The 24,231-nt window shown below is 64.9% G+C and carries 24 protein-coding genes; 11 read left to right on the forward strand and 13 right to left on the reverse strand.

Features of this window, described 5'->3' with window-relative positions; all coding sequences use genetic code 11:
* Positions 1–27 precede the first annotated feature (27 nt).
* Positions 28–657, reverse strand: a complete 630-nt coding sequence (locus HH302_RS17285) for a prepilin-type N-terminal cleavage/methylation domain-containing protein (RefSeq protein WP_172203509.1) — start codon at positions 655–657, stop codon at positions 28–30.
* A gap of 175 nt (positions 658–832) precedes the next feature.
* Between HH302_RS17285 and HH302_RS17290 the strand changes: the two genes are divergently transcribed.
* Positions 833–2,548, forward strand: a complete 1,716-nt coding sequence (locus HH302_RS17290; protein WP_172203510.1) for an ATP-binding protein — start codon at positions 833–835, stop codon at positions 2,546–2,548.
* Here the strand turns inward: HH302_RS17290 and HH302_RS17295 are convergent.
* From HH302_RS17295 to HH302_RS17350, 12 genes are read right to left on the reverse strand one after another with little or no spacing between them, the layout of a single operon-like run.
* Positions 2,524–3,828 (reverse strand): adenylate/guanylate cyclase domain-containing protein, encoded by a 1,305-nt coding sequence (locus HH302_RS17295; RefSeq protein ID WP_206255190.1) that lies wholly within the window; start codon positions 3,826–3,828, stop codon positions 2,524–2,526. The two genes, HH302_RS17290 and HH302_RS17295, sit on opposite strands and share 25 nt — an antisense overlap.
* Positions 3,829–3,876: 48 nt before the next feature.
* Positions 3,877–4,584 carry a type II secretion system protein gene (locus tag HH302_RS17300; RefSeq protein ID WP_172203512.1) on the reverse strand — a complete coding sequence of 236 codons (708 nt, stop codon included), beginning with the start codon at positions 4,582–4,584 and terminating at the stop codon, positions 3,877–3,879.
* Entirely contained in the window at positions 4,584–5,663 is a 1,080-nt protein-coding gene (locus HH302_RS17305) for a hypothetical protein (RefSeq protein WP_172203513.1), read from the reverse strand. Before HH302_RS17305 ends, HH302_RS17300 begins: the two co-directional genes overlap by 1 nt.
* The gene (locus HH302_RS17310) at positions 5,660–6,034 is read right to left on the reverse strand and encodes a hypothetical protein (protein ID WP_172203514.1); all 375 of its coding nucleotides are present in this window, start codon (positions 6,032–6,034) and stop codon (positions 5,660–5,662) included. Before HH302_RS17310 ends, HH302_RS17305 begins: the two co-directional genes overlap by 4 nt.
* The gene (locus HH302_RS17315; RefSeq protein WP_172203515.1) at positions 6,031–6,621 is read right to left on the reverse strand and encodes a hypothetical protein; all 591 of its coding nucleotides are present in this window, start codon (positions 6,619–6,621) and stop codon (positions 6,031–6,033) included. Before HH302_RS17315 ends, HH302_RS17310 begins: the two co-directional genes overlap by 4 nt.
* Positions 6,618–8,174 (reverse strand): hypothetical protein, encoded by a 1,557-nt coding sequence (locus HH302_RS17320; protein ID WP_172203516.1) that lies wholly within the window; start codon positions 8,172–8,174, stop codon positions 6,618–6,620. The genes HH302_RS17315 and HH302_RS17320 overlap by 4 nt, the downstream gene beginning before the upstream one ends.
* A gap of 1 nt (position 8,175) precedes the next feature.
* Positions 8,176–9,378 (reverse strand): type II secretion system F family protein, encoded by a 1,203-nt coding sequence (locus HH302_RS17325; protein WP_172203517.1) that lies wholly within the window; start codon positions 9,376–9,378, stop codon positions 8,176–8,178.
* 14 nt (positions 9,379–9,392) lie between these two features.
* Entirely contained in the window at positions 9,393–11,105 is a 1,713-nt protein-coding gene (locus tag HH302_RS17330) for a GspE/PulE family protein (protein ID WP_172203518.1), read from the reverse strand.
* A 4-nt stretch (positions 11,106–11,109) separates the two neighbouring features.
* Positions 11,110–12,309 (reverse strand): tetratricopeptide repeat protein, encoded by a 1,200-nt coding sequence (locus tag HH302_RS17335; protein WP_172203519.1) that lies wholly within the window; start codon positions 12,307–12,309, stop codon positions 11,110–11,112.
* Positions 12,306–14,222 (reverse strand): pilus (MSHA type) biogenesis protein MshL, encoded by a 1,917-nt coding sequence (mshL, locus tag HH302_RS17340; RefSeq protein ID WP_172203520.1) that lies wholly within the window; start codon positions 14,220–14,222, stop codon positions 12,306–12,308. The genes HH302_RS17335 and mshL overlap by 4 nt, the downstream gene beginning before the upstream one ends.
* The gene (locus tag HH302_RS17345; RefSeq protein ID WP_172203521.1) at positions 14,219–15,679 is read right to left on the reverse strand and encodes an AAA family ATPase; all 1,461 of its coding nucleotides are present in this window, start codon (positions 15,677–15,679) and stop codon (positions 14,219–14,221) included. Before HH302_RS17345 ends, mshL begins: the two co-directional genes overlap by 4 nt.
* A 3-nt stretch (positions 15,680–15,682) precedes the next feature.
* Positions 15,683–17,092: a sigma-54 dependent transcriptional regulator gene (locus HH302_RS17350; RefSeq protein WP_172203522.1), complete on the reverse strand. Its 1,410-nt coding sequence runs from the start codon at positions 17,090–17,092 to the stop codon at positions 15,683–15,685.
* 161 nt (positions 17,093–17,253) lie between these two features.
* On the opposite strand from HH302_RS17350, the gene HH302_RS17355 reads away from it, so the two are divergent.
* Genes HH302_RS17355 through murA form a run of 10 tightly spaced genes read left to right on the forward strand, consistent with a single transcriptional unit; the run spans position 17,254 to position 24,231 of the window.
* The gene (locus tag HH302_RS17355; RefSeq protein WP_172203523.1) at positions 17,254–18,060 is read left to right on the forward strand and encodes an ABC transporter ATP-binding protein; all 807 of its coding nucleotides are present in this window, start codon (positions 17,254–17,256) and stop codon (positions 18,058–18,060) included.
* Between the two features lie 5 nt (positions 18,061–18,065).
* Positions 18,066–18,854, forward strand: coding sequence for a lipid asymmetry maintenance ABC transporter permease subunit MlaE (gene mlaE, locus HH302_RS17360; RefSeq protein ID WP_172203524.1), 789 nt, complete (start codon positions 18,066–18,068; stop codon positions 18,852–18,854).
* A complete protein-coding gene (gene mlaD, locus HH302_RS17365; RefSeq protein WP_172203525.1) occupies positions 18,851–19,324 on the forward strand; it encodes an outer membrane lipid asymmetry maintenance protein MlaD in 474 nt (157 codons plus the stop codon). The genes mlaE and mlaD overlap by 4 nt, the downstream gene beginning before the upstream one ends.
* Positions 19,324–20,073 carry a VacJ family lipoprotein gene (locus HH302_RS17370; protein ID WP_172203526.1) on the forward strand — a complete coding sequence of 250 codons (750 nt, stop codon included), beginning with the start codon at positions 19,324–19,326 and terminating at the stop codon, positions 20,071–20,073. Before mlaD ends, HH302_RS17370 begins: the two co-directional genes overlap by 1 nt.
* 2 nt (positions 20,074–20,075) lie before the next feature.
* Positions 20,076–20,723, forward strand: a complete 648-nt coding sequence (locus HH302_RS17375) for a phospholipid-binding protein MlaC (RefSeq protein ID WP_172203527.1) — start codon at positions 20,076–20,078, stop codon at positions 20,721–20,723.
* Positions 20,720–21,022, forward strand: a complete 303-nt coding sequence (locus tag HH302_RS17380) for a lipid asymmetry maintenance protein MlaB (protein ID WP_172203528.1) — start codon at positions 20,720–20,722, stop codon at positions 21,020–21,022. The genes HH302_RS17375 and HH302_RS17380 overlap by 4 nt, the downstream gene beginning before the upstream one ends.
* Positions 21,019–21,918, forward strand: a complete 900-nt coding sequence (locus HH302_RS17385; RefSeq protein WP_172203529.1) for an ABC transporter ATP-binding protein — start codon at positions 21,019–21,021, stop codon at positions 21,916–21,918. The genes HH302_RS17380 and HH302_RS17385 overlap by 4 nt, the downstream gene beginning before the upstream one ends.
* Positions 21,915–22,685 (forward strand): ABC transporter permease, encoded by a 771-nt coding sequence (locus HH302_RS17390; RefSeq protein WP_172203530.1) that lies wholly within the window; start codon positions 21,915–21,917, stop codon positions 22,683–22,685. Before HH302_RS17385 ends, HH302_RS17390 begins: the two co-directional genes overlap by 4 nt.
* A gap of 36 nt (positions 22,686–22,721) precedes the next feature.
* Positions 22,722–22,979, forward strand: a complete 258-nt coding sequence (locus HH302_RS17395) for a BolA family protein (protein WP_172203531.1) — start codon at positions 22,722–22,724, stop codon at positions 22,977–22,979.
* 1 nt (position 22,980) lies between these two features.
* Positions 22,981–24,231: a UDP-N-acetylglucosamine 1-carboxyvinyltransferase gene (gene murA / locus HH302_RS17400; protein ID WP_172203532.1), complete on the forward strand. Its 1,251-nt coding sequence runs from the start codon at positions 22,981–22,983 to the stop codon at positions 24,229–24,231.

A 24,231-nucleotide genomic window follows, 5' to 3' on the forward strand; every position in this document is an offset into this window, starting at 1 on the left:
TATGCGGCCCGTTCGCACAGTCGGGGATTAGAACCCCATACAGACTTCGTAGGAGGCGCCTTCATTGATTGGCGCGCTCTGTGCAGCCGCCGGCGTGCCGCTAGGACCCAGACGCGAACGCATTGAGCCGGTTCCAACCTGCCCGTCGTCCAGCATGGCATCCAGAGGCACAACGTGTCGGCCCCGGATGTTGTCGGCGCAAACGATCAGTGTGCCTGGCGTGTCGTTTACTGCAGCATTCGCGTTTGAACTAACGACGCCGAACGTGCCTGCATCGGCATGGGTTGGGTTTCCCGCCCTCGGATCTCCGGTCAGGAGGTTGGCTCGCCGCAGGTGATCCCACACGCATGCCGGTTCCGTTGCGCCAACCGCGTTCCAGTCCGCTCCATCGATAAGCCCATTGCCGGCAGTAGCCGCAGGCGGAATGCAGGCCCCCGCCCATCGTGTCGGTGCGTTTCTATCGTCGCCAGGGAGTGCCCGATACTTGTCTTGGTAGGTCAGCACCGCGACCGATATGGCCCGCATGTCCTGGGCGATGTTCTTGACCTTGGCGCTCTCGATCAACTCCTGGCCTTTCAGGACGCCGCCAAGCAGCAGACCGATGATGACCAATACAATTGCGATCTCGACCAAGGTGAAGCCGGCTTGCCGTTTCATGATGGAATTCCGTTGGAGGCTGTGTGCCCGAGATGATCAGCAGGATCCGTGCCCGAACGCGGGCGGCGCGGCAGTCCAGTGATACCGTGGGTTCGTCGCGAGGGAGGCGTCGCTGTTTGGGGTGTGGTGTCGAAAATTCGACGCTATTGCGACGTAATCTGGACGCATCGTCGAAATGGCAGTGAGCGCCGGCGACCATTGGCGCGACACGGTGCGCAAGCCAGGCCACGCGCTGGCCGCGATGTTGGCGTGTCTGCAACTTGCGCTGGTGGCGGGGTTCGACGGCTGGGCCGGCCGCATGTTGCTGACGGCGCACTTGGGTGCGTTTCTGCTTTGGCAGCCCATGGTGTCGGCCAATCGCCGGCTCGATGTGATGCCGCTGGTGCTGCTGCTCGCGGGGCTTGTCGCTTTCCAGTGGGCCCTGGGCTGGGTGAGTCTCTCGGTATGGCTCTGCATGTTGGCTGGCCTCGTCGTTGCGCAGGCGGCCAGCCGTAGCGCTCGGCGGGACCGGTTGCCCGATCTGCTCGGTTTCGGCTATCTCGTACTCGTTCTGCTGGCCTGGGTGGTGCCGCTCGGCGTGCCGCTGGATCCGGACGTGCGACGTCTGCTCGCGCGGCTCGCCCGTGACAGCGGCTACGTGGTCGTCGTCCTGGTTGCCCTGGCTGCGCTGACGAAGCGGCGGCAGCGTGCGGGCGCCCTGCCGGACTTCGCCGCCGCGGCCACTGCGATGCTGGCGGTGGGCGTGATCGTGCTGACTGCGCTGGCCTTCATGTTTCTGACGGGCGCTTCTTACGAGCGAGCGCTGCTTCAGTCGGTGGGCTCGGTCGCCGTTGTGCTGCTCATGTTGGGCTGGCTCTGGAATCCGAGGGGGGGCTATTCCGGCGTGGCGCTGCTGTTGTCGCGCCGCGCATTGGCTGGGTCATTGCCGCTTGAGGAATGGCTGGGCGAGGTATCGGAAGAAGCGCGCAATGCGCCCTCGGCGACGGCCTTTCTTGCCGCCGCGGCGAGTCGGATGCTGGAGTTGCCCGGTGTGACGGGTGTCGCCTGGCAAGCAGAGCCGGGGCTTGATGGGAGTGTCGGGCGCCTCGGTCGCCATACGAACCGGATTGCACACGGTGACCTGGTGGTGACCATTGGCACACGCGGCACGGCGGATGCGGTCACGCTCTGGCGCTGGGATTTGATGGTCAACATCCTTGCCGAATTCCTGGTGTCCCGGCGGCAGGCTGCCGACCTTGCTGAGATCGGCTATTTGCGAGCGATCCATGAGACTGGCGCGCGGCTGACCCACGATGTAAAGAATCTGCTGCAGTCCTTTGAGGCGATTCTCTACGCGGCGGAGAGCGGTTTTGCTCGCGACCCTGAGGGAACGCAAGCGCTGATCCAGCGCCAGCTGCCCACTTTGGCCGCGCGTCTGCGGCTGACATTGGACAAGCTGCGCCAGCCCGGCCCCGATGCAAGCGAGTCGATCATGCTGCCTGACTGGTGGGCGCGACTGCAGGCGCGATTGCACGATGTGGCGTGCGTCGGTAGCCCTGATCCGATGTTGAGCGTGCCGGCGGGCCTATTCGATCGATTCGTCGACAACTGTGTCCAGAACGCACGCGACAAAGCTGATTCCCGCGGCCGGCCAACGATTGCGGTACATCTGTGCGGGGAGGGGCGTGGTTTTGCGCTTGAGGTTCGCGATGACGGCATGGCGGTGCCATCGGAGCGTGCCACGCGCCTGATGCGCGAGCCGGTGGCATCGGACGCGGGGCTCGGTGTCGGGCTGATGCAACTCTCGCGCGAGGCCGCCTTGTTGGGGTGGCGTGTGCGGCTGGCTGAAAACCGGGATGGCGGAGTTTGCTTCCGCCTGGATCGCCCTCAGGCCGGCGATACGACGCGCTGAGGCAGATCTGGCGCGATCTCCACCAGGTCGCGACGGGCTGACAGGCGGTGCACTACGACCGTTCCCTTGCCCTTGATCGGGACAATGTGCGGAGGGTCGAACACGAACCGATTGCGGAGCCGGTCGTAGGTGGCGGCATCACACTGGATCGACCCGGGGGCGCCCTCGCCGGTAATCCGGCTCGCGAGGTTCACCGTGTCGCCCCAAAGGTCATAGATGAACTTCTTCTTGCCGACGACGCCGGCGACCACCGGCCCGGTACCAATGCCGATCCGCACCCGCAGCGGATTGGCGCCACGCGCGCCCGCACCGGCGAGCCAGTCGCGCATGTCGAGCGCCAGTTGTGCCACCGCCTCGCAGGGGTCGCGCAGATCGGTATTGAGACCACCCGCGACCATGTAGGCGTCGCCGATCGTCTTGATCTTCTCGAGCCCGAGGCGTTCGGCCATTTCGTCGAACTGCGAGAAGACCCGGTTCAACATGCCGAAGACCTGCTGCGGCGTCATGTCCGAAGCCAGTTCGGTGAAGTTCACAATGTCGGCGAACATGACGGTGACTTCGGCGAAGCCATCCGCGATCGTGCAGTCATCGTCCTTGAGCCGTTGTGCAACCGGGTGAGGCAGGATGTTGAGCAGCAGGCGCTCGGAGCGCTCCTGCTCGACATGCAGCTGGCGGTGGGCGTCTTCCAGCTCGCCGCGCGCCTTTTGCCGCTCAACGATAGCGAAACGCATCAGCAGCCACACGATCGTGGAAATGGTGGCGAAGTTGAGCGTGAAGAAGGCCATCGAGGCCTTCAACGGCACGGGCGACGGTGCAGCGACGAGGTAATCGGCAAGCAGGAAGTCGAAGGTACCGGTCAGCAGGGTCAGGAAAACGTAGGCGGCAAACCACGGCACCGATTCGCGTGGCCCGGCACACAGCAGTGCCCCGACGGGCGCGAGCAAGCCCCACAGGATGACGCCGGACGCGGTGACGAAATTGCCCAGCGCCCACTGTGCAATGAACGGGAAGAACAAGAAGATCGCCAGCTGGCTGAAACGGAACACCGCGAAGTTCCCGCTTGCGGCGTAGATCAACAGGTTCGCGGCAACCAGCACCTGCAGTACGAAGGGCAGGGTGGTCGATAGCTTCGGGCCAAGCGCCCAGTAGATCAGCAGCCAGCCGATTGCCGCGACCGACACGAGGCCGCTCGCCAGCACAAGCAGCGCCTTCTGCAGCCGCAGCTCCTCGCTGTCGTTGGGGGTGATGCCCGCGTTGCGCAGGCGTTCAATGAAGCTCATCGTGCTGTGCATGATGCCAGACAGTGTGTCGCCGTAACGCGACGCGGGTCAAGGCAGCTTGCCGGCGGTAATCATGCGGTTGAACAGCACATAGCGCGAGATCCAGATCACCTCGTCGTCGAATTCTTGCCCGGCGATTTCAACGGGCGTATCAGAGATCAGTTTGGTGGTGGTGCTGGCGTTCGGATCATTGGCAACCTCGGCAGCGCCGCCGGCGATGCCGGCAACGCTCGAGCCGTCGGGGTTAGTGCCAAAGCGGCCGTTCGCACCAACTGACCAGATTGCCATGACCACCGCGTCGGCACTTGCCAATGAAGCGCCAGCAATGTTCTGGAGGACGATGTCCCCCTCGGCTTCAAGGCCGATCTTCGCCCCCGTTTTGAAGCCGGGAACGCCGAATCCCTGGGTGACCTGATAGGCGAGTCGGTGGTTCCAACCATCAACGGCCGTGAGGCCCAAGGCCTCCCACGGCAGCAGTCCGCGGGCCTTACTGCATCCCTGCGGCGTGAGCGCGCTTTCACCTCCCTGGCCAGGTGCGCCACCTACTGCGGGGCAGGGAAGTCGGCCCGTGGCCGCAGCAAACGCCAACACCGCTTCCCGGGCGTCTTCAAGTGCGGCGCGCGTTTCCGATATCTGCCTCTGCGTTAGCTGTACTCGTACGGCTAAAAGCACGCTGGCGCCAAGAATTGCAATCACGGTCATCGCGACGGCCAATTCAATGAGCGTGAAGCCATTTGGTCTCGCTTGGGGCGTCATCAGTGGGTGTCCCGCATGGGTCTTGGCGAAGTTGCCGGGTCGACGGCAAGGTGCCATCCCCGCAGCGACAGCGCCAAGTTTCCAGCTTCGTCCAGGCTGGCGTGGGTGTACGTTTGCCAATTGTTGTAGCACAGCCATTCGATGGTGTAGTTGCCAGTTTCAACTGCCTTAACGCAAGAGGGCGATGATCCGTCTTCAACCGTTAGCGTCAGCCCCCTCCCAAATGCGTCGGCGGCATTCGCGTTGACCGAATAACCATCGACGAACGGAAAAAGCAGTGTCTCGCCAGCAATGAAGCTCGTGGGAGGCTGCCCGGCGTTGACGAGCCTTCGCAAACCGTTGTCGGGCGCAGCGCCGGTGCCCGCCCACGCGATCAGAATGCGGGGCGCAACAGCGGCGAATAAACGCGCGTTGTCGATTGCGACCGCGCGGTCGTTGAAAGTGTCGTCTGCCGCGCCTGTAATGTAGGTCGTGCCGCCAGCGCTGTTGTTGATGCCGTCACGGGCTTCAAATAAGTCCGTCGCCACGCCGCCATTGCAGCCAGTGCTTGAGGCTGCGCGAGCCTGACCAGTGAGGGCCCTTCCTGGCGCAATGAGGATTGCGATTGCGGGCGACGAAATTCCGGTTGCGGCGTCGCGCAATTGAAGATCGCCCAGATAGTCCGGATTGATGGCCGGTTGCGTGCGTCCGCGGGAGGTCGTCTGGATTGCGCTGCTGCGTGCGCCAGCGGAGAGCGCATACCAGATGCACTCACCTGCGGCGTCCCTTGGCGGGGGGATGCCCAGGGTCTTCCAAGGGATGCGTCCGAAGCTGACCGTCCCGCCGCCCCCGCACGAATCGGAGTCACCGTCGCCGTCGAGGTCGGGACACGGGAGTGCGCCGGGTGACTCATCCTCCCATGCGGCATATGCAAGCAATGCGTCCCTTGTCTGCGCGAGTGCCTTGTCGGTACGCATACTCGCGCGCAGTTCAAAGCTGCCGAAGGTATGCAAGGTCTTGACCGCGACAAAGGCGGCAATGGCGCTCAAGAGGATCAGCAGGATCGGCAGCGCGAAGCCGCCAGAGCCCTTTGACTTCACCGTGTGCCGTCGTCGGAAACCATGCGGACCGAAGCGCCGACCGGCAATTCGATGGATTGTCCGTTTCCGGTGGCGACGCGCGCACTGCGCTCGCCGATCTTGAGTACCGAGGCGCGGTCATTGCGTGCAACGCCGTTCACCCACACCGTACTGCGGCCGTCGCTGGTGCGCACGATGCCGTCCAGCCGCAATTCGGTCTCCGCCGGCGCGGCGACGCCTGGCTCGACGTTGCGTTCGCGCATGGCGTCGAGTTTGGCACGTCGTTCGGCACTGTTGAACAGGCGGCCTAGCGGCGCGGAAGGGTCCGGCGTCGCGTTTTGCGCGAATGCCGTACCGGCAGCGAGCAGAAGGATCAGGGGGGTGAGTTTCATGGCGTGTGCGGGCCTGGAGTACCAAGCGTAATCCAGTCTAGCTCACAAACCGCCGACACGGGAGCGCCATCCGCCGCGGCATCGGTGCCGCGGTCGAGTGTGCAGCGTCGGGGTAGCACCGTTGCACTGCGGATCCCGCGAAGGTCGGCAAGCAGGCGCAAGAGGTCACCCTCATGCCAGAGTTGGGCGCGCAGCGTCATCGTGCTGGCCTGCAGCGGCAGTTCCGGCGTGGCGGTTGAGAGCACACGTTGCGGCGCGAGCTCGAACTCCAGTTGAGAGAGCTTGCGCTGCGCGCGTTCCCGCGTAAGCGCTTCGGCCCATTCAAGCCGACGTTCCGGGCCGATTACACCCTGCTTGCGGAGGTTTTCGTATTGCGCCAATGCGCGTCGGATCTCTGGCTCGTCCTGCTGGGCGCGGCTGAGGCGCGACGCAATCGCGGTGCGTTCGTCGTTGGCGCGGCGATAGTCGATTTCGGCTTGCTCCTTGCCGTGCAGAGCGACCGACAGCGCGGCAAAGCCGATGCCGATCATGCTTGCCGCCAGCAGTAGGGCGATGACGAAGCGGCGCATGGCCGGGGCGTTGATCACAGCGGCCTCCCTTCCGGATAGCTCGCCTTGAGCACGAAGCGCGATTCTGGTTCGCGCGGCCCGGTGCTGCTGCGCAACGTACGGTCCGACGTGTACTCGAACGGCAAACGAACAATGCTGGCCTCGATGGCCCCTTCCCGCCGGATATCGTCGAGCAGGGCGTTGATTGCCATGACTGCTTCGCGTTGGCTCAGGCCGGCCGATGAGGGCAGGGTGGCTTCGAGCGTCAGCATGTCGCGCACCGGTGTCTGCGATGGGGCGTTTGGTGCGGTCGTGGTATTCGCCGGGCGTGCGCCGTTGGCGCGGTCCAGCGCCTCGGCCGCGAGTGACCATTCAAGGCGCTTGAGTTCGATACCCGGGTGACGATCGATCGCGCGGCTGAGGCGTACCAGTGAATCCGCAGGCCCAAGGGCCAGGTGGTCGAAGCGTTCGAAGCCGCCGATGCCGGCCTGAAGTGCGTCGAGTGATACCGGCAGTTTCGGCAGGGTTGCGAGCAGCCGCTCGTAGCGCAGATGCCGTGCTTGGGTGTCGAGTCCAATTTCCTCAATCGACTGTCGCAGCGCCCGTGTGTCAAATACTGTCTTGCTGGCGAAGAGCAGGGCGGCGCTCATGCCGACGAGGCCGCATGCGACGGCGATGCGCCGTGCGACCCACCAGCGCCAGGCAAGCCGATCGCGCGCAGGGGCGAACTGTGCGGCGCTGTTCTCGCGCGCGGCCACATGCAGCAGCAAGGTACTTGAGTCCGAGTCTGCCGGAGGGCGACGCAGCCCGAGCGATTGCGCGCGCTCGACCGGATCGACCAAGACGTAACGCAGCACATCGGAATCCACGCAGGCGTTGCGAACCGCGGCCATGTCACCCTCGTGCGCCAGCACGGCCGTGACGATCGGGGTGCCGCGCGCGATGACGCGCTGAGTCACCAGATATTGGTAAGTTTTCTGGACTTCGAACGGAATCGCCGCGCCCCAGGCCGCCGTATGCGACTCGGCGCTCGTGGCCAAGCGGGAGAAACGCAGGTTGCCGTCTTCAAACAGTGTTTGCCGCAGGCCCGCTGGCGTGAGGGTCACGACAAGCAGGCGCGCGTGGCTGCGCACGTGCTGCCGCAATACGTGCTGTAGCAAGAGTGCGGGTGATGTGATGCCTGTCAGCACCACGTCGGCGGTGCGCAGCCGCTCCATCCAGGGGTCAAGCAGTGCGGGGCGGGTCAGCGCGGCAAACAGGATGCGCTCGTCACGGCGCCCGGCGCGTTCGCGCCCGAGCGAGATCGCGGTCGCGTAGGGCGAGCCGTAGAAATGCTGGTTCTGCTTTCGTGCAATCAGCGCGCGGCGATCCGGACCGACCACATGCGGGGTGGTATCGACCTGGAAACCCTCTTCCACACAGTCCGCCAGCAGCGTGAAGTGCGCGCCGCGGCATTGCTCAAGCCAGGTGCTGAAGCTGGCCAGTCCCGCGTCATCGCCTTCAAAGCGAGGGCCGGGGCTGAGTTCGCCTGACTGCCAGAACCAACTGGCGAGCCCGCCCGAATCGAGATAGAGCAGATGGCGCAGGGACACGTCAGACCTTCATGCGCGTAATGATGTCGTAGATCGGGCCCAGCACCGACATCATCACCCACAGCAACAGGGCGCCGAGCAGCAGCGTGAGCAAGGGTTCCAGCATGGCCTGCACGCGCGCGATGGATTCGCGCACATCGCGTTCGTAGAAGTAGCTGACGTTCTCGAGCGCCTTGTCGAGCGCGCCGGTGTTCTCGCCGATGCGCAACATGCGCGTGACCAGCGGTGGAAACAGGCCGACCTTGCCGAATGCGGCGGTGACGTTCTGCCCCTCGGCGATGTGCTGCTCTACCTGCCCGAGCGCACGTTGCACCAGCTTGTTGCCGGCGACATCCTGCGCGATGCGCACAGCGTCGATGATCGCGATGCCGGAGCCATACATCATCGAGAACAGCGATGCGAAGCGCGCCAGCACGATCTTGCGATACACATCGCCGAACAGCGGCGCCGAGAGTTTCGCGCGGTCGATTCGTACCTGCATGCCCGGGTGATTGAGCGCAAGCAGGCGAACCCCGATCACGCTTGCAGTTAGCAGGGCGAGCAGCCAGCCGCCGTAGCTGCTCACGATCTGCGAAACCCAGATCAGGACGCGGGTGTGCAGCGGCAGTTGCTGGCCGGTAGATAGAAACAGCCGCGATAGCTCGGGGACCACGTAGATCATCGACACCCCGATGGCAGCGAAGATCACCGTCACGACAATGCTCGGATAGATCACCAGTCGCCGTGTATAGCTCGCCAGTTCATCCTCGCGCTTGAGCGATTCGTTGAGCGCGCCGAGCACTTCGGGCAGGTTGCCGGTGGCTTCCCCGGCGCGGATCAGCGCGCAGAACACCGAATCGAACGCGCTGGGTTGTTCCTGCATCGCTTGCGAGAGGCTGCGACCGCCTTCGATGCTCTCGACGAGGCCCGCCACGATCTCGCGGAAGCGTGGATGTACCGTGGAGTCGCGCAGGTCGCACAGCGATTCGAGGATGGGCACGCCGGCGCGTGTCAGTTGTTCGAGGTGAAAGCAGAAGTGCATCAGCTCGCGCCGCGGGATCTTGCCGCGACGCCATGCGATGCCGGTCCGGGCGGCTTCGCCGTTGATGAAGTCGAGGTCCATGCGGCGCAGCCGCAGCTCGAGGTCGACCAGGTTGATCGCTTCCATCTCGCCGCGGATCACGCGGCCAGTGCGGTTCATTGCGCGGTAGGCGAACACGGCCATGACTTGCGCTGGCCTCAGGACATGCGGTCGGTCAGGTCGACGACGCGGGCGAGCTCCGCCAGCGAGGTCGTGCCGTCCAGAACGCGCCGCACGCCGTCTTCGGCGAGCGTACGGAAGCCCTTGGCGCGCGCGGCGTTGCGGATCTCGCGCAAGGTGGCGCGGCGTGCGACCAACTCATCGAGGTCGCCATCCATGCGTACGACTTCCATGATCGCGCTGCGGCCTTTGAAGCCCTGGAATTCGCAGCGCGTACAGCCGCCCGGTTCATGGATCGCAGCGGGTGCGCGCTCCGGCGCGATGCCCATCAATCGCAGCTCGAAGGCCTCGGGCGCGCGGGCGCGCTTGCAGTGTGGGCACAGTTTGCGCACCAAGCGCTGGCCGACCACGCCGATGATGTGGCCCGACATGATGTCCGGCTGGATGCCGATATCGAGCAGCCGTGGGATCACGCCGAGTGCGGAATTCGTGTGCAGGGTGGAATACACCTGATGGCCGGTCATCGCGGCGCGGAAGGCCATCTCGGCGGTGTCTGCATCGCGGATTTCGCCGACCAGGATCACGTCCGGGTCCTGCCGCATCATCGCGCGCACCCCGTTCGCAAAGTCGAGCTTCGTGGCTTCCGAAATCGAGGTCTGGCGGATCATCGGCATCGGGTATTCAACCGGATCCTCCAGCGTCATGATGTTGATGCCTTCGTCGTTGATGTGGCGAAGGATTGAGTAAAGCGTGGTGGTTTTGCCGCTGCCGGTCGGGCCGGTGACGAGGATGATGCCCTCGGGCCGCGCGATCATCAGCTTGAGCATGTCGAGCTGGGTTTCGGCCAGCCCCAGATCATCGAGCGGCACGATGCCCTTCTGGCGATCGAGCACGCGTAGCACGATGTTCTCGCCGTGGATCGTCGGCTGTGCGGATACGCGGAAGTCCACCGGCCGGCCGCTGATGTTGATCGAGATGCGGCCATCCTGCGGCGCGCGCGTTTCGGCGATGTTGAGGTTGGACATCACCTTCAGGCGCACCGCCATCGCCGCCCAGTACGAGCGGTGCAAGGCCCTGATCTGACGCAGCATGCCGTCGATGCGGTAGCGGATGCGCAGGAAGTTGGCTTCCGGCTCGAAGTGGATGTCGGAGGATTCGCGCTTCACCGCATCGGCAAGCAGGGCGTCCACCAGGCGCACGACGGGCTGGCTGTATTCATCACCCGAGTACGCGAGGCTGCGGAAGTCGACCTCGCCGGTCTCGATCTCGTTGAGGATGCCGTCAATCGAGAGTTCGTAGCCGTAATGCTGGTCGATCGCGCGGACGATCTCGGAATCGCCGGCGAGCAGCGTTTCGATCGAGATGTCGTCGGGCAGCGAACTGCGCAGCTTGTCGAGCGCGACGATGTCGTCGAGATCGGAAATGGCCACGGTCAGCGCGCGCCCTTGCGGGTCGAACGACAGCGGCAGCAGGCGGTGCCGTTTTGCCAGCTCTTGTGGCACCAGGCTCAGCGCGATCGGGTCGACAATCGCGCGCGACAGATCGACCGCCTGCTTGCCGAGCGTTTCCGACAAGGCATCGCGCAGCGTGCTTTCCGAGACAAAGCCCAGCTCGATGAGCAGCTTGCCGAGTGCCTGGTTGGTGCGCGCCTGCTCCATCAGCGCGATGCGGAGCTGGTCTTCGCCGATCAGGCCCTGCGTGATCAGCAGTTGCCCCAAGGGCTGGCGATTAAGCGAGAACGGGTCGGTCATCCGGCTATTGGCTGGCGAGCGATTGCGCACGGCGCATCGCGGCGCCACGGTCGAAGGCTGCTGGTCGCTTGTCTGCCGCCAGCACCGCGCGTTCGTAGTACTGCCGCGCCAGCCGCGGCTGATTCACGCGGTCGAGCGCAACCGCAAGGTTGAAGAGGTAGTCCGGGTTGTCCGGCTCCAGCGTGTGCGCGCGAAAGTAGGCTTGCTGCGCATCGTGCCAGCGCCCCGCGGCGGCTTGCAGGTTGCCAAGTGCGAAGTGGTTGGCGGCGCTGTCCGGCTGTTCCGCAATCGCCGTCTTCAGCCGGCTTTCTGCTGTGATCGGATCGGCCTCCCGTCCCAGCGCCAGCATGCCGGCGGTCGCAACCGGGTCTTGCGGGTTATTCAGCAGTGCTCGTGCGAAGTAATGCTCGGCTTCCTTGGCCTGGCCCTGGCGAAGCGCAGTGGCGGCGAGGCCATTCAGCGCGTCGGCCGCGCGTGGGTCGCTTCGCAGCGCCTCCTGATACAGCGCACGCGCAACAACCAGATCACCGCGTTCGTAAGCCGCGTAGGCGGTATCGATCGCGACCGCTGCAGGCGAGCGTGCAGCCGTTGCGCCAGCACGGACTGACACCGCGCCGGCGGAGCCATCAACCAGGTCGCTGACCGGCTGGCGCACTGTACGCGGCGGCGATTTGGGTGCGTCCGGCGACGGTTTGGGCGCGCTGCGCACTGGTACGTCAGGCTGCGAAGCACCTACGGTTGGCGCCGGTTCGGTTTGTTCGGCGATCGGTTCGGGGTTGCCCGTCACACGGGCAGGCGCGACGCCACTGATTGGCGTGACGACGCCCAGGCTGCGTGGTTGCGTTTGCCACCACACATAGCCGACGCCGGCAGCGGCTATCGCCGCGCCAATGCCCGCGGCCCACCAGGCGGGGGAGGTGCGCCGCACCGGTTTTGCACCGAACAACTGGCGTGCATTGCGTCGCGCCGCTTCGTCCGCGGCTGCGGTGGCGGTCGCGGTGGCGCTTGGCAGTGGCGGGCGCGTCGGCCCGCTCGCGGTACGTGGTGCACCGGCAGGGGTCGCCTTGGGCAGGTCCGCGCTGTCAAGATCGATCGGCTCCAGCGTCAGCGCCTCGGCCACTTCTGCCGCGGTGGTGGCATTGCCGTTGCCCGCCTGCTGGCGGTTTGCCTCGGCTTTGCGGAGCGCGTCGATCAGCAGGCTCACTGGGCACTCGCCGGCGACGGGAGTTGTTCGAGGTTGAGCAGGCTGGGCCCGCTTTCGCCTTTGAAGAAGTCGGTTGCGGGAAGGTTGCCCCGCTGGTTGCGATAGTCGCCGTCGAGGCTCGCCTGGCGCACGATCGTCGGTCGCAGCAGGATCACCAGCTCACTCTTGCGGCGGGTGTCGTTGCGGTTCTGGAACAAGGCGCCGACAAAGGGCAGGCCGGCGACCACCGGTACCGTGTCCTTGTTGAGGTCGATCGCGTCTTCCATCAGCCCGCCCATCACGGCGACGTTGCCGTTCTCCACGCGGATCACCGAATCGATCTCGCGCGAGCGGATGATCGGCACCTGGTTCGTGATGCCGAGCGGCTTGAGCACCGGGTTGGGATCGTTCGCGTAGCCCGAGATCCGCGTCAGGCTCGGCCTCACGTTGAGGGTGACGGTGTCGTTGTCGGCGATTTGCGGTGTCACGTTCAGTACCAGGCCGACCGGCACCGAGTGCAATTCAGTGTCGTAGGTGATCTGCGTTTGCGTCTGGTTCTGGCTCGACGTGGTGTTGATCGTGAAATAGACGGTGTTGTCGACGACCTTGAGCACCGCCGTCTGGTTGTTCAGTGCGGAGATCTTGGGGCTCGACAGGACCTTGGTCGTGCCGAACGAATCGAGCAGCTTCACCGTGCCCATGAAACTGCCGCCCGACGAGGTAAATCCGATCTCGATCAGACTGGAAGTCGGGCCAGTGATCGCGCCGGCCGCCTTCTGCACGATCGTCAGTCCGGTGCCAGAGAGGTTCAGCTTGCTCCAGTCGATGCCCTGCTGGTAGTTGTCGGAAAGCTCGACCTCGGCAATCGTCGCCTCGATCAGTACCTGGCGCCGCGCGCTGTTGACCACCTTGTCGATGAATTCCTGGATCTTCTCGTGCTGCCGGGCGGTCGCACGGACGGCCAGAATGCCGGCCTCCTTGTTCGCAATGACCGACGCCGATTCGCGGAAGCGCACAACCTGCGTCGGCCATTGGCCCAAGGACTCGTCGTTGTCACCATCCGGCGCGCCCCGCCGCGTTGCTGTCGCATAGCAATTGCGCATCGCGTCAGCGTCGTCGGGGTAGAGTTTCTTGCAGCGGTCGAGCTGGTATTTGTCTTGTTGCACCGCTGCGTTGCCGCGCGCCATCTGGCGGCTGGCCTGCGCTGCGCCTGGGCGGGATTCGTCGATCACCACCGTGTTGGCTGGCTCGGTGATCACCCGGTCGGTTTCCCGCAGCAGATCCTTGACGTTCTGGATCAGCGTGTCCCAGAAGCGGTTCTGCGACTGGTTCTCCACCCGGCTGAACGAGCCGTTGTTCGAGCCGCCGATGCCCCCGGTTCGGCCTGCACCGCCATTCCGCTCTGCGCCGCTACTCGTGGCGGCGATCTCGCTCAGGATGGACACGGCCCCGGTGGTATCCCGGTTCATGTTCACGTAGTCAATCTTGTAGTTGCGCAGGAAGGGCGAGTCCGGCATCACCAGCAAGGTATTGCCCTGCATTTCCCAGCGCATATCGACCTGCTTGGCGATCCGAGCGAGCAGTTGCGGCAGGGTCTGGTCCAGCGCGTTCAGCGTGACCGTGCCTTCCAGGCCCGGGTGCACATCCACGTTGATCCGGGCGTCGCGCGCGAGGGCAAACAGGAGATCCTGCACCTTCACGTTGTGTACGACCACCGAATGCGTATCGGTATGGGCGCTGGCCTTGGGCCGTGGCAGCGCAAAACTCTGCGCGACCGGGTCGGGGATCGGGGCTGGTGTGCCGGCTGCGGTGGGCGCGGTGGCCGGCGCAGCGGCGATATGTTTGGCCGAATCCGGCTGAACGGGGTTTTGCGCACAGCCGGCCAGGCCCAGCAGGGTGGCGGCGGAAAGGGCGGAAACAGCGCGTCGCATCATGGACGGGGTCCGGCTTCCTCTGGGGCGGTGGGATCGAATCCCATCTTAACCGAATTCGATTCGGCCGCGGCCGGCGCGGCCTTGGCAGTTTTTGCCTTGCGGGGTGCTGGCCGTATGCTCGCAATCGGCCTCACGTAAGGACGCGCGATGCGCAGCCAGTCGGGCGCGGCGGCCACCGCGCTGCGTGCCTCGGCGGCGCTGGCAAAGTCGCCCCACACGACGCCGATGCGGCCGACGGGGGTGCCGGGCGCCGCATACAAGTTGACCGGGGTGCCGTCGCCGAGCGCTTCGATACGGTGAATCAGCGCTTCAAGCTCGCGAGCCTGCTCCGGAGCCGCCGCGCCCACTTGCACCGTCCATCGCTCCCCCTTGCTCTGTGCGACCCAGTCGCGGGACTGCATCAAGCGTTCCGCCACAAAACTGCCCAGCAGGTCGGCATGTGGTGGCGCAGTCTTCATCGTTGCTGCGCTGGCGGCCGGGCTGACCGCGGCCCTGGCGGCCGGTACTTCCGGCGCGGCGGTGGGCGCTGCAGTTGCACTGGTTCCGCTGGCAATACGGCCAGGCATTGCGTAGAGCAAGGCGGCTACTCCGGTAACTGTGAGCGCGACCAGCGCTGCCGCGCTGCGTATCGGCAACGGATCAGGCAGGCCCGCATCGCGCGCGGCGAGGCGTACTTCGCGCAGGCCAATGTCGTGTTTCCCGGCGGCGAATCCGGCAAGCAGCGTCTTGTCGGCGAGGATGTTGATACGCCGCGTCAGCCCGGCGGCGCTGCGGCTGATGGCATTCATCGCACGAACTGAGAGGGGCGGGCGTCCGCGGTGGCCCGCGGCTTGCAGTCGGTGGAGCAGATAGGCGCGGGTCTCGGCGGCGCTCAGGGGGGCGAGCCGGAAGTGATGCGTGATGCGGTCGCGCAAGGGGCGTTGCGTCGGCCCGGCGAGGAGCGCGTCGAGTTCCGGCTGACCGAACAGCACGATCTGCAGGAGTTTGTGCCGCGGCGTTTCCAGGTTGGAGAGCAGCCGCACTTGCTCGAGCGAAGCGCTCGGCATGGCGTGCGCTTCATCGACCAGCACGATGACGCGGCGGCCTTCGCCATAGAGTGTGATCAGGCGCTGCTCGATCGCGTCGAGCAAGCGATTCTCGGACTGGGCATCGGGCGGCACACCGATTTGTCGGGCGATCGCTTGCAGCAATTGCTCTGGCGTCAGCGACGGGTTTGCGAGCCAAACCGGCAGCGCTTCGGCTGGCAGGCGTTCCAGCAGCATCCGCAACAGCATCGTCTTGCCTGCGCCGACCTCGCCGGTGACCTTCACGATGCCTTCCTCGAAGCGCAACGTGAAGAGCAGGGCGTCGAGTGTCGCCCCTCGTTCGGCACCCGAAAAGAAATAGCCGGGGTCGGCGGTAATTCGAAACGGCGCCTCGCTGAGGCCGTAATGTTCGAGGTACATCGCCGCGCTCACGCGTCAGTCCTCGCGGGTTTCGCCGGCGGGCATGCGCAGGCCCAGCACGCCGATACGTCCGTACAGCGTGGTGCGGTTGATGCCCAGCAGACGCGCGGCTTGCGACATGCTGCCACGTGCAAGTGCGAGGGCCGATTCGATATAACGCCGCTCGGTACGGCGTAGTGCCTCGTCCAGTGAGAACCCCTCCTGCAGCGCGTCGATTTCATCGGCGCTGGCGCGTGGGCCGGTGTCGAGATCCAGTTCGGCGGCGAGTTGCGCGCGGCCTACGGTCTCGCCGGCGTGGCGGGCCAGCAGGCGCAGCACGATGTTACGCAGTTCGCGCACATTGCCGGGAAAAGCGTAATCGCCCCACAGTGCGCGCGCGTCGCGGTCCAGCGCGAAGGGCGGCAGCGCGGACTCGGCAGCGAGCTGCGGCAGGTAGTGCTCCAGCAGCACGAAACGGTCGTCGCCCAGCGTGCGCAGCGGCGGCAGCGTGAGGGTGAGGACGCTGAGGCGGTGGTAGAGGTCGGCGCGGAAGCGACCGGCTTTCACCTCGTCGCGCAGATTCCGGTTGGTTGCCGTGACAACGCGAGCGCTTGCGTGCCGCGCGGCGGTCTCGCCGACGCGCAGGTACTCGCCGTTCTCCAGCGCGCGCAGCAGCTTGGGTTGCAGTTCCAGCGGTAGTTCGCCAACTTCGTCGAGGAAAAGCGTGCCGTCGCCCGCCTCCTCGAAAAAGCCGGTCCGCGCCGCGGTGGCGCCGGTGAAGGCACCGCGCGCATGGCCGAACAGCGCAGCCTCGATCAGGCCGGGCGCGATGGCGGCACAGTTCACAGCCACGAAGGGTTTTCCGGCCCGCGAGCCGGTCTGGTGCAGGGCTTGGGCGGCGAGTTCCTTGCCGGTGCCGGATTCACCTTCCAGCAGCAGGGGGAAGGGGGCGTCTGCCAGGCGTCGCAATTGCTGGCGTAGCGCGACGATCGCCGGCGACTCCCCGACAAGCTTTACCGCGTCAGGCTTGCGGGCACGCGCCTGGCGTGTGCGCGCTACGGCACGCAGCAAGGCTTCCCGCAGCACGGGCGGCGCCGAGGGCTTGGGGTGGAACTCGAAGGCGCCGATCGCGCGGGCGTGGCGGGCGCTTGCCATCGCGTCCTGGCCGGAGAGCACAACAATATGCAGGTCGGGCGCCGCAGCGATCAGCTCGTTGACGAGCGCAAGGCCCTCGTCCGGGCGATGCGGCACCGGCGGCAGACCAAGGTCGATCAGGGCAGCGTCGATCGGCCGCTTGCAGCCACGCAGCAAGTTCAGCGCTTCCGGGCGCGAGCCGGCGGTCAGCGTTTCAAAATCCGGCCCGAACGCCCATGCCAAGGTCTCGACGATCGAGGTGTCGTCGTCGACGAGCAATAGCAGGGGGCGGTCGTCGGGTGGAGCGGGCATCGGCAGGTGTCGAAATTTGGACACTTACAGTGTAGCGGCTTGCCGCGCCTCGCGTGAATACCTGTTGCCGTGAGTAAATGATGTTGCAACGCCACATCTGCCGAGGGTTCGGGCGCAGGCTCTGATAAAATCGCGCCCCTTCCGCCTTCCCCCTTCACGCCGTGTCCGACGCGCTTGTCGAAGTCCGCAATGTTTCGTTTGCCTACCAGGGCCGCCAGGTCCTGCGTGGTGTCGACCTCGTCGTGCCGCGCGGCAAGGTGGTTGCGATCATGGGCGGCTCCGGCTCGGGCAAGACGACGCTGCTGTCGCTGATCGGCGGGCAACTGCGCGCTCAGGCCGGTGAAGTGCGTGTGGACGGCCAGGACGTCGCCGCGCTGCCGCGGGATGCGCTGTACGCGATGCGGCGCCGGATGGGCATGCTGTTCCAGTTCGGCGCCTTGTTTACCGACTTGTCTGTCTTTGACAACGTTGCGTTTCCGCTACGTGAGCACACCGAACTGCCGGAAGAACTGATCCGCGATCTCGTGCTGATGAAACTGCACGCGGTGGGGTTGCGCGGCGCGGCGAAGCTGCGGCCGAGCGAACTTTCCGGTGGCATGGCGCGGCGCGTGGCGCTGGCGCGGGCAACGGCGCTCGATCCGATGCTGATGATGTACGACGAGCCTTTTGCCGGGCTTGATCCGATCTCGCTGGGCGTTATCGGGCAATTGATCCGCCGCCTCAACGATGCGCTGGGCGCGGCGTCGATCCTCGTGACCCACGATGTTGTCGAGTCGCTTGCGATCGTCGACTACGTGTATTTCATTGGCGAGGGCAAGGTGGTTGCGCAGGGTACGCCGGACGAAATCCGCGCGTCGTCCGATCCCTATGTCCACCAGTTCATCTATTCGGAGGCGGATGGCCCGGTGCGCTTCCACTATCCGGCTCCGGGCTACGCGGCGAGCCTGCTGCGAGCAGAAGGGGTCTGAGCGCGATGCGTAAAACGGTATCCCGGCTCGGCGCTTGGGCAATCAACGCGGTTTGGCGGCTCGGTTTTGCCGCGCGCTTCTTCTTTGGCTTGTTGGCGTACTCGGGGCAAAGCTTCCGGCGCTTCCGCAGCCTGACGATGCGCGAGATCTACATGAGCGGCGTGCTGTCGCTGCTCATCATCACGGTATCGGGCCTGTTTGTCGGTTTGGTGCTCGGCCTGCAGGGCTTTGAAACCTTGCAGCGCTTTGGTTCCAGTGACGCGCTCGGCACGCTCGTGGCCCTGTCTTTGACGCGCGAGCTCGGCCCCGTCGTGGCCGGCCTGCTGTTTGCGAGCCGCGCTGGCACTGCGGTGACAGCCGAAATCGGCCTGATGAAGACGACCGAGCAGCTCAAGGCGATGGACATGATGGCGGTGAATCCGATCTCCCGCGTCGTTGCGCCGCGCTTCTGGGGGGGCGTGTTCGCAATGCCTTTGCTCGCGGCGCTGTTCTCGGCGATGGGTATCTTCGGTGGCTGGCTGATCGGCGTCGTGCTGATCGGTGTGGATGGCGGTTCGTTCTGGTCGCAAATGCAGGCGGCCGTGGATTTCCGCTACGACATCGTCAACGGGGTCATCAAGAGTTTCGTTTTTGGTGTGGCGGTGTCGCTGATTGCGGTGTTCGAAGGCTGGGACTGCGTGCCCACGGCCGAAGGCATTTCGCGCGCGATTACCCGCACCGTGGTCAGTTCGGCGCTGGCGATTCTGGCGCTCGATTTTGTGCTGACCTCGTTCATGTTTCGGGAGCTTTCATGAATCGTTCCACGATCGACCTCGGGGTCGGCGTTTTTGTCGTGATCGGCATCATTGCGTTGCTGTTCCTGTCGCTCAAGGTGGGCAACCTCGGTGGCGAGAAGATCCAGCAGCCCTATCAGGTGCATGCGCGCTTCGACAATATCGGCGGGCTCAAGGTGCGTGCGCCGGTGAAGGCCTCGGGCGTGCTGGTTGGCCGTGTGACGGATATCCGCTACGACACCGAGCATTTCCAGGCCACCGTGACGTTCTCGGTAGATGGGCGCTACGCCTTCTCGCGCGACACCTTTGCGACCATCAACACCGCCGGCCTGCTTGGCGAACAATATGTTGCACTTAAGCCGGGTGGCGACGAACAGAACCTGAAGTCCGGTGACACCATCACGAAAACCCAATCGGCAATGGTGCTTGAGGACATGATTGGACGCTTCCTGTTCGACAAGGCGTCCGAGGGAGCCCAAGGAGGCAAGTAATGCGCGCTTCGATTTTCGCCGCAGGGCTCTGGCTGTTGATGCAAGCCGTGCCCGCGGTGGCGCAGACGGCCGACCCGATCGAGCCCTTCAATCGGGCGATGTACAGCTTCAACGACGGGCTTGATCGCGTCGCGCTCAAGCCGCTCGCGCAGGGCTATGCCGCGGCCGTGCCGCTACCTGCGAGGGTGGGCTTCGGCAACTTCATCAACAACTTCCGCGATATTCCGAACGTCATCAACAATTTGCTGCAGGGCAAGCTGGGCGAGGCCGCGTCGGATGTCGGCCGGATCGCGCTCAACTCCACGTTCGGCATCCTCGGCGTGATTGATGTGGCCTCGGAATTCGGGCTGGAGCGTCACAACGAGGACTTCGGCCAGACACTCGGTCGCTGGGGCGTGTCGAGCGGGCCTTATGTGGTGCTACCGCTGCTGGGCCCGAGCACGCTGCGTGACACGGCGGCCTTGCCGGTCGACTACTACACCGGCGGGCGCCATCTCGTGATCGAAAGCGTTGCGGTGCGGAATTCGCTCGCAGGGCTTGAAGTTGTGAACGACCGCGCCAATCTGCTTGATGCCGAGAAGGCTCTCGATGAGGCCGCCCTCGACAAGTACGTCTTCATCCGCAACTTCTACCTGCAACGCAGGCAGAACCTTGTGTACGACGGCAATCCGCCGCGCCCCAAAGGGGACGACGACGTGTGGGATGAAACCGACGCCGCGCCTGACGCGGGTGTCACGAAGAAGGAGTAAGCATGAACCGCAGGTTCTTCAACAGGATCTTCACCAGCGCGCTGATCGTGGCGGGTGTTGGTGCCGCGCAGCTCGCCCTGGCGGCTACCGCCCCGGATGAACTGATCCGCTCGGTGGCCACCGATGTGCAGACGATCGTGCGACAGGACAAGGCCATCCAGTCCGGCGACATGCGCAAGACGCTCGAGCTGATCGATGCCAAGGTGCTGCCGAACTTCGACTTCGCACGCATGACGTCGCTCGCGGTCGGCCGCGACTGGCGCAGCGCTACGCCGGCGCAGAAGACGGATCTCACCGCCGAGTTCCGGACCCTGCTGGTGCGCAGCTACGCCAACGCGATCGTGCGATTCAAGGATCACCAGATCACCGTGAAGCCGCTCAAGCTGAAACCGGAAGACACCGAAGTCACCGTGCGCTCCGAGGTCCGCAAGGCGGGCTCACCGCCGGATTCGGTGGACTACACGCTGTACAAGAAGGGTGAGGAGTGGAAGGTCTATGACGTGGCCGTCGCTGGCGTCAGCCTGATCACGAATTACCGCGATGCGTTCGGTGAAGAGATCAAGGCCGGTGGCATCGACGGACTGATCAAGTCGCTGCGCAGCAAGAACGCACAGAACGCCGCTGGCGGCGAGGGCGCGGCGAAGAAATGATCCGCGAGGAAGGCGAGCGCCTGATCATCGAAGGGCCGATTACGATGGAGACGGCCGCCAGCTTGCTGGACTCCGGCCGGCGCCTGTGCGGGCAGGTCGAATGCAGTGCGGGCCGCGTGATCGATCTGTCAGGCGTGACCTCGGTGGACTCGGCGGCGCTGGCCGTTGTGCTGGCGTGGATGCGCGCAGCCGGAAGCGGGCGCACGCTTCGTATTGAGGGCGTGCCTCCACAGCTGCGCTCGCTCGCAGCACTTTATGACCTGGCAGACGTGTTGCCGCTCGGCGAGGCAGCACAGTGACCGCCGCGATCTCGGTTCGCGGGGCGGTCAAGCACTACGGCGCCCTGCAGGCGCTTGGCGGGGTTGATCTCGATGTGGCGCAGGGTGAGTTCTTCGCGCTGCTGGGCCCCAACGGTGCTGGCAAGACCACGTTGATCTCGGCCCTGGCGGGCTTGATCCGCCTTAGCGCAGGTTCCATCCGCGTGATGGGGCATGACGTCGTCGACGACTACCGCAAAGCGCGCCGCATGGTGGGCGTCGTGCCGCAGGAACTGGTGTTCGATCCCTTCTTCTCGGTGCGCGAAGTGCTGCGCCTGCAGTCGGGCTACTTCGGCCTCAAGCGCAACGACGACTGGATCGATGAACTGCTCGCCAGCCTCGATCTGACGAAAAAGGCCGACGCCAACATGCGCCAACTGTCCGGTGGCATGAAGCGCCGCGTGCTGGTCGCGCAGGCGCTGGTGCATCGCCCGCCAGTGATCGTGCTGGATGAACCGACGGCCGGCGTGGATGTGGAGCTGCGGCAGGGCTTGTGGGCCTTTGTGCGCAAACTCAACGAGCAAGGTCACACGATCGTGCTGACGACGCACTACCTCGAAGAGGCGCAGACGCTCTGTAACCGCATCGCGATGTTGAAAGCAGGTCGTATCGTTGCCCTCGACAACACCGCGAATCTTCTGCGCGCGGTCGATGGCCACACGCTGCGCGTCAGGATCGCCGGCGACCTGCCGGCCGGTTTGACCGGCGCGGCGCCCGAGCGCGACGGTGAGCACTGGGTGTTCGCCTCGGACGATTACACGGTCCTGCTCGACCGCCTCGTGGCGCTGCGTGACGCCGGCGCCGCGATTACCGAATTTGAAGTGGGTCAGCCGGACCTCGAAAAGGTCTTTGTCGATGTGATGCGGAGGGCCGGATGAGCGGCGCCAACCTCTCGGGCTTCAAAACGCTGCTCTACAAGGAGTTGCTGCGCTTCTGGAAAGTCAGTTTCCAGACCATCGGTGCGCCGGTGCTGTCGACCGTGCTGTACCTGATGATCTTCTCGCATGTGCTCGATCCGCATGTCACCGTGTATGGCGCCATCGAGTACACCGCCTTTCTCGTCCCCGGGCTGGTGATGATGGGGGTGCTGCAGAACGCCTTCGCCAACAGCAGCTCATCACTGATCCAGAGCAAGATCACCGGCAACATCGTATTCGTGCTGCTGCCGCCGATTTCGTATCGCGAGTTCTACGCCGCGTATGTGCTGGCTTCGGTGCTGCGTGGCGTGCTGGTCGGTTTTGGCGTGTGGCTTGCGTCGCTGATCTTTGTGTTCGTCGCACCGAAGGCGCCGCTGTGGGTGCTGACCTTCACGCTGGCCGGCGGCGCGATCCTGGGGTCGCTCGGCATGATCGCGGGCATCTGGGCCGAGAAGTTCGATCAGCTGGCCGGCTTCCAGAATTTCCTGATCATGCCGCTCACGATGCTGGCCGGCGTGTTCTACTCGGTGCATTCGCTGCCGGTTTTCTGGCACCGGGTCTCGCATTTCAATCCGTTTTTCTACATGATCGATGGTTTCCGCTACGGCTTCTTCGGTGTTTCCGATGTCTCGCCGTGGCTGAGTCTTTCGATCGTTTCCGTGTTTCTGGCCGTCCTTGCGGCCCTGACGCTGCGCATGCTGGCGTCCGGGTACAAGCTGCGCGGCTGACGGCGAACGTTCGCGTCGCCACCAACCAAGAAGATCATGTTCCAGGCTGAAGAAATCGAACGTCTCGTGTCGCAAGGCTTGCCCTGCGATTTCATCCAGATCCAGGGCGACGACGGTGTGCATTTCACCGGCATCGTTGTCAGCGCCGAGTTCGCAGGCAAACCGAGGGTGCGCCAGCATCAGGCGGTTTATGCCACGCTGGGCCCGCTGATGGGCAACGAGATTCACGCGCTGCAGCTGACTACCTACACCCCCGAACAATGGGCCGCGTTCCGCAAGGAGCTCGGCGAATAAGATGGACAAATTGCTGATTACCGGCGGCCGCCCGCTCGCCGGCGAAGTCGCCATCTCCGGCGCCAAGAACGCCGCACTGCCGATCCTGTGTGCCGCGCTGCTGTCGGATGAACCGCTGGTGCTGACCAATGTGCCGCGTCTCAACGACATCGGCACCATGCTCAAGCTGCTCGCGCAGATGGGCGTGAAGGTCGAGCGCGATGGCGACACTGTGACGCTGGATGCCAAGGGCCTCGACAACCCGCTCGCGCCGTACGAGCTGGTGAAGACCATGCGTGCTGCGGTGCTGGTGCTCGGCCCGCTGATGGCGCGCGTCGGTCATGCCAAGGTGTCGCTGCCGGGTGGCTGCGCGATTGGTGCGCGGCCGGTAGATCAGCACATCAAGGGCTTGCAGGCGATGGGCGCCGAAGTGCAGGTCGAGCACGGCTACATCGACGCCAAGGTCGGCAAGCTGCGCGGCGCGCGGCTCTTCACCGACATGGTCACGGTGACCGGCACCGAGAACCTGATGATGGCGGCCTGCCTGGCCGACGGCGAAACGGTGATCGAGAACGCCGCACGCGAGCCGGAAGTGGTGGATCTGGCCAACTGTCTCGTGTCGATGGGCGCCCAGATTTCCGGCGCCGGTACCGACGTGATCCGTATCCGTGGCGTCGCCAAGCTGCATGGCGCGACGCACCGCATCATGCCGGACCGCATCGAGACCGGCACCTACCTGTGCGCCGCGGCGGTCACCGGCGGCCAGGTGCGCCTCACCGGCACCAGTACGAACTACAGTGATTCGGTTGTCGACAAGCTGATGGATGCCGGCTGCGAGATCGGTTCGGAGCGCGACGCGATCACGCTCAAGGCCCCCGCACGGCTCAAGGCGGTCAGTCTGCGCACGGCACCGTACCCGGCCTTCCCCACCGACATGCAGGCGCAGTTCATGGCGCTCAACGTGGTGGCTGACGGCACCGCGATCATCCGCGAGACGATCTTCGAGAACCGTTTCATGCACGCGGTCGAGCTGATCCGCCTCGGCGCCAACATCCGTATCGACGGCAACACCGCCGTCGTGACCGGCGTCGACAAACTGCAGGGCGCCACAGTGATGGCGACCGATCTGCGTGCATCGGCAAGCCTGATCATCGCCGGCCTCGTGGCCGAGGGTGAAACCCTGGTCGACCGCATCTACCACCTCGATCGCGGTTACGAGCGGCTGGAAGAAAAGCTCGGCGCGCTGGGTGCCACGGTCAAACGGGTGAGCTGA

Source organism: Niveibacterium sp. COAC-50 (assembly GCF_013184235.1).
Taxonomy (GTDB): Bacteria; Pseudomonadota; Gammaproteobacteria; order Burkholderiales; family Rhodocyclaceae; genus Niveibacterium; species Niveibacterium microcysteis.

Coding starts and splice junctions, on each gene's coding strand:
- HH302_RS17285 (WP_172203509.1), bottom strand. CDS start 657: ATGAAACGGCAAGCCGGCTTCACCTTGGTCGAGATCGCAATTGTATTG.
- HH302_RS17290 (WP_172203510.1), top strand. CDS start 833: ATGGCAGTGAGCGCCGGCGACCATTGGCGCGACACGGTGCGCAAGCCA.
- HH302_RS17295 (WP_206255190.1), bottom strand. CDS start 3,828: ATGAGCTTCATTGAACGCCTGCGCAACGCGGGCATCACCCCCAACGAC.
- HH302_RS17300 (WP_172203512.1), bottom strand. CDS start 4,584: ATGACGCCCCAAGCGAGACCAAATGGCTTCACGCTCATTGAATTGGCC.
- HH302_RS17310 (WP_172203514.1), bottom strand. CDS start 6,034: ATGAAACTCACCCCCCTGATCCTTCTGCTCGCTGCCGGTACGGCATTC.
- HH302_RS17325 (WP_172203517.1), bottom strand. CDS start 9,378: ATGGCCGTGTTCGCCTACCGCGCAATGAACCGCACTGGCCGCGTGATC.
- HH302_RS17330 (WP_172203518.1), bottom strand. CDS start 11,105: ATGACCGACCCGTTCTCGCTTAATCGCCAGCCCTTGGGGCAACTGCTG.
- mshL (WP_172203520.1), bottom strand. CDS start 14,222: ATGATGCGACGCGCTGTTTCCGCCCTTTCCGCCGCCACCCTGCTGGGC.
- HH302_RS17350 (WP_172203522.1), bottom strand. CDS start 17,092: ATGCCCGCTCCACCCGACGACCGCCCCCTGCTATTGCTCGTCGACGAC.
- mlaE (WP_172203524.1), top strand. CDS start 18,066: ATGCGTAAAACGGTATCCCGGCTCGGCGCTTGGGCAATCAACGCGGTT.
- mlaD (WP_172203525.1), top strand. CDS start 18,851: ATGAATCGTTCCACGATCGACCTCGGGGTCGGCGTTTTTGTCGTGATC.
- HH302_RS17370 (WP_172203526.1), top strand. CDS start 19,324: ATGCGCGCTTCGATTTTCGCCGCAGGGCTCTGGCTGTTGATGCAAGCC.
- HH302_RS17375 (WP_172203527.1), top strand. CDS start 20,076: ATGAACCGCAGGTTCTTCAACAGGATCTTCACCAGCGCGCTGATCGTG.
- HH302_RS17380 (WP_172203528.1), top strand. CDS start 20,720: ATGATCCGCGAGGAAGGCGAGCGCCTGATCATCGAAGGGCCGATTACG.
- HH302_RS17390 (WP_172203530.1), top strand. CDS start 21,915: ATGAGCGGCGCCAACCTCTCGGGCTTCAAAACGCTGCTCTACAAGGAG.
- HH302_RS17395 (WP_172203531.1), top strand. CDS start 22,722: ATGTTCCAGGCTGAAGAAATCGAACGTCTCGTGTCGCAAGGCTTGCCC.
- murA (WP_172203532.1), top strand. CDS start 22,981: ATGGACAAATTGCTGATTACCGGCGGCCGCCCGCTCGCCGGCGAAGTC.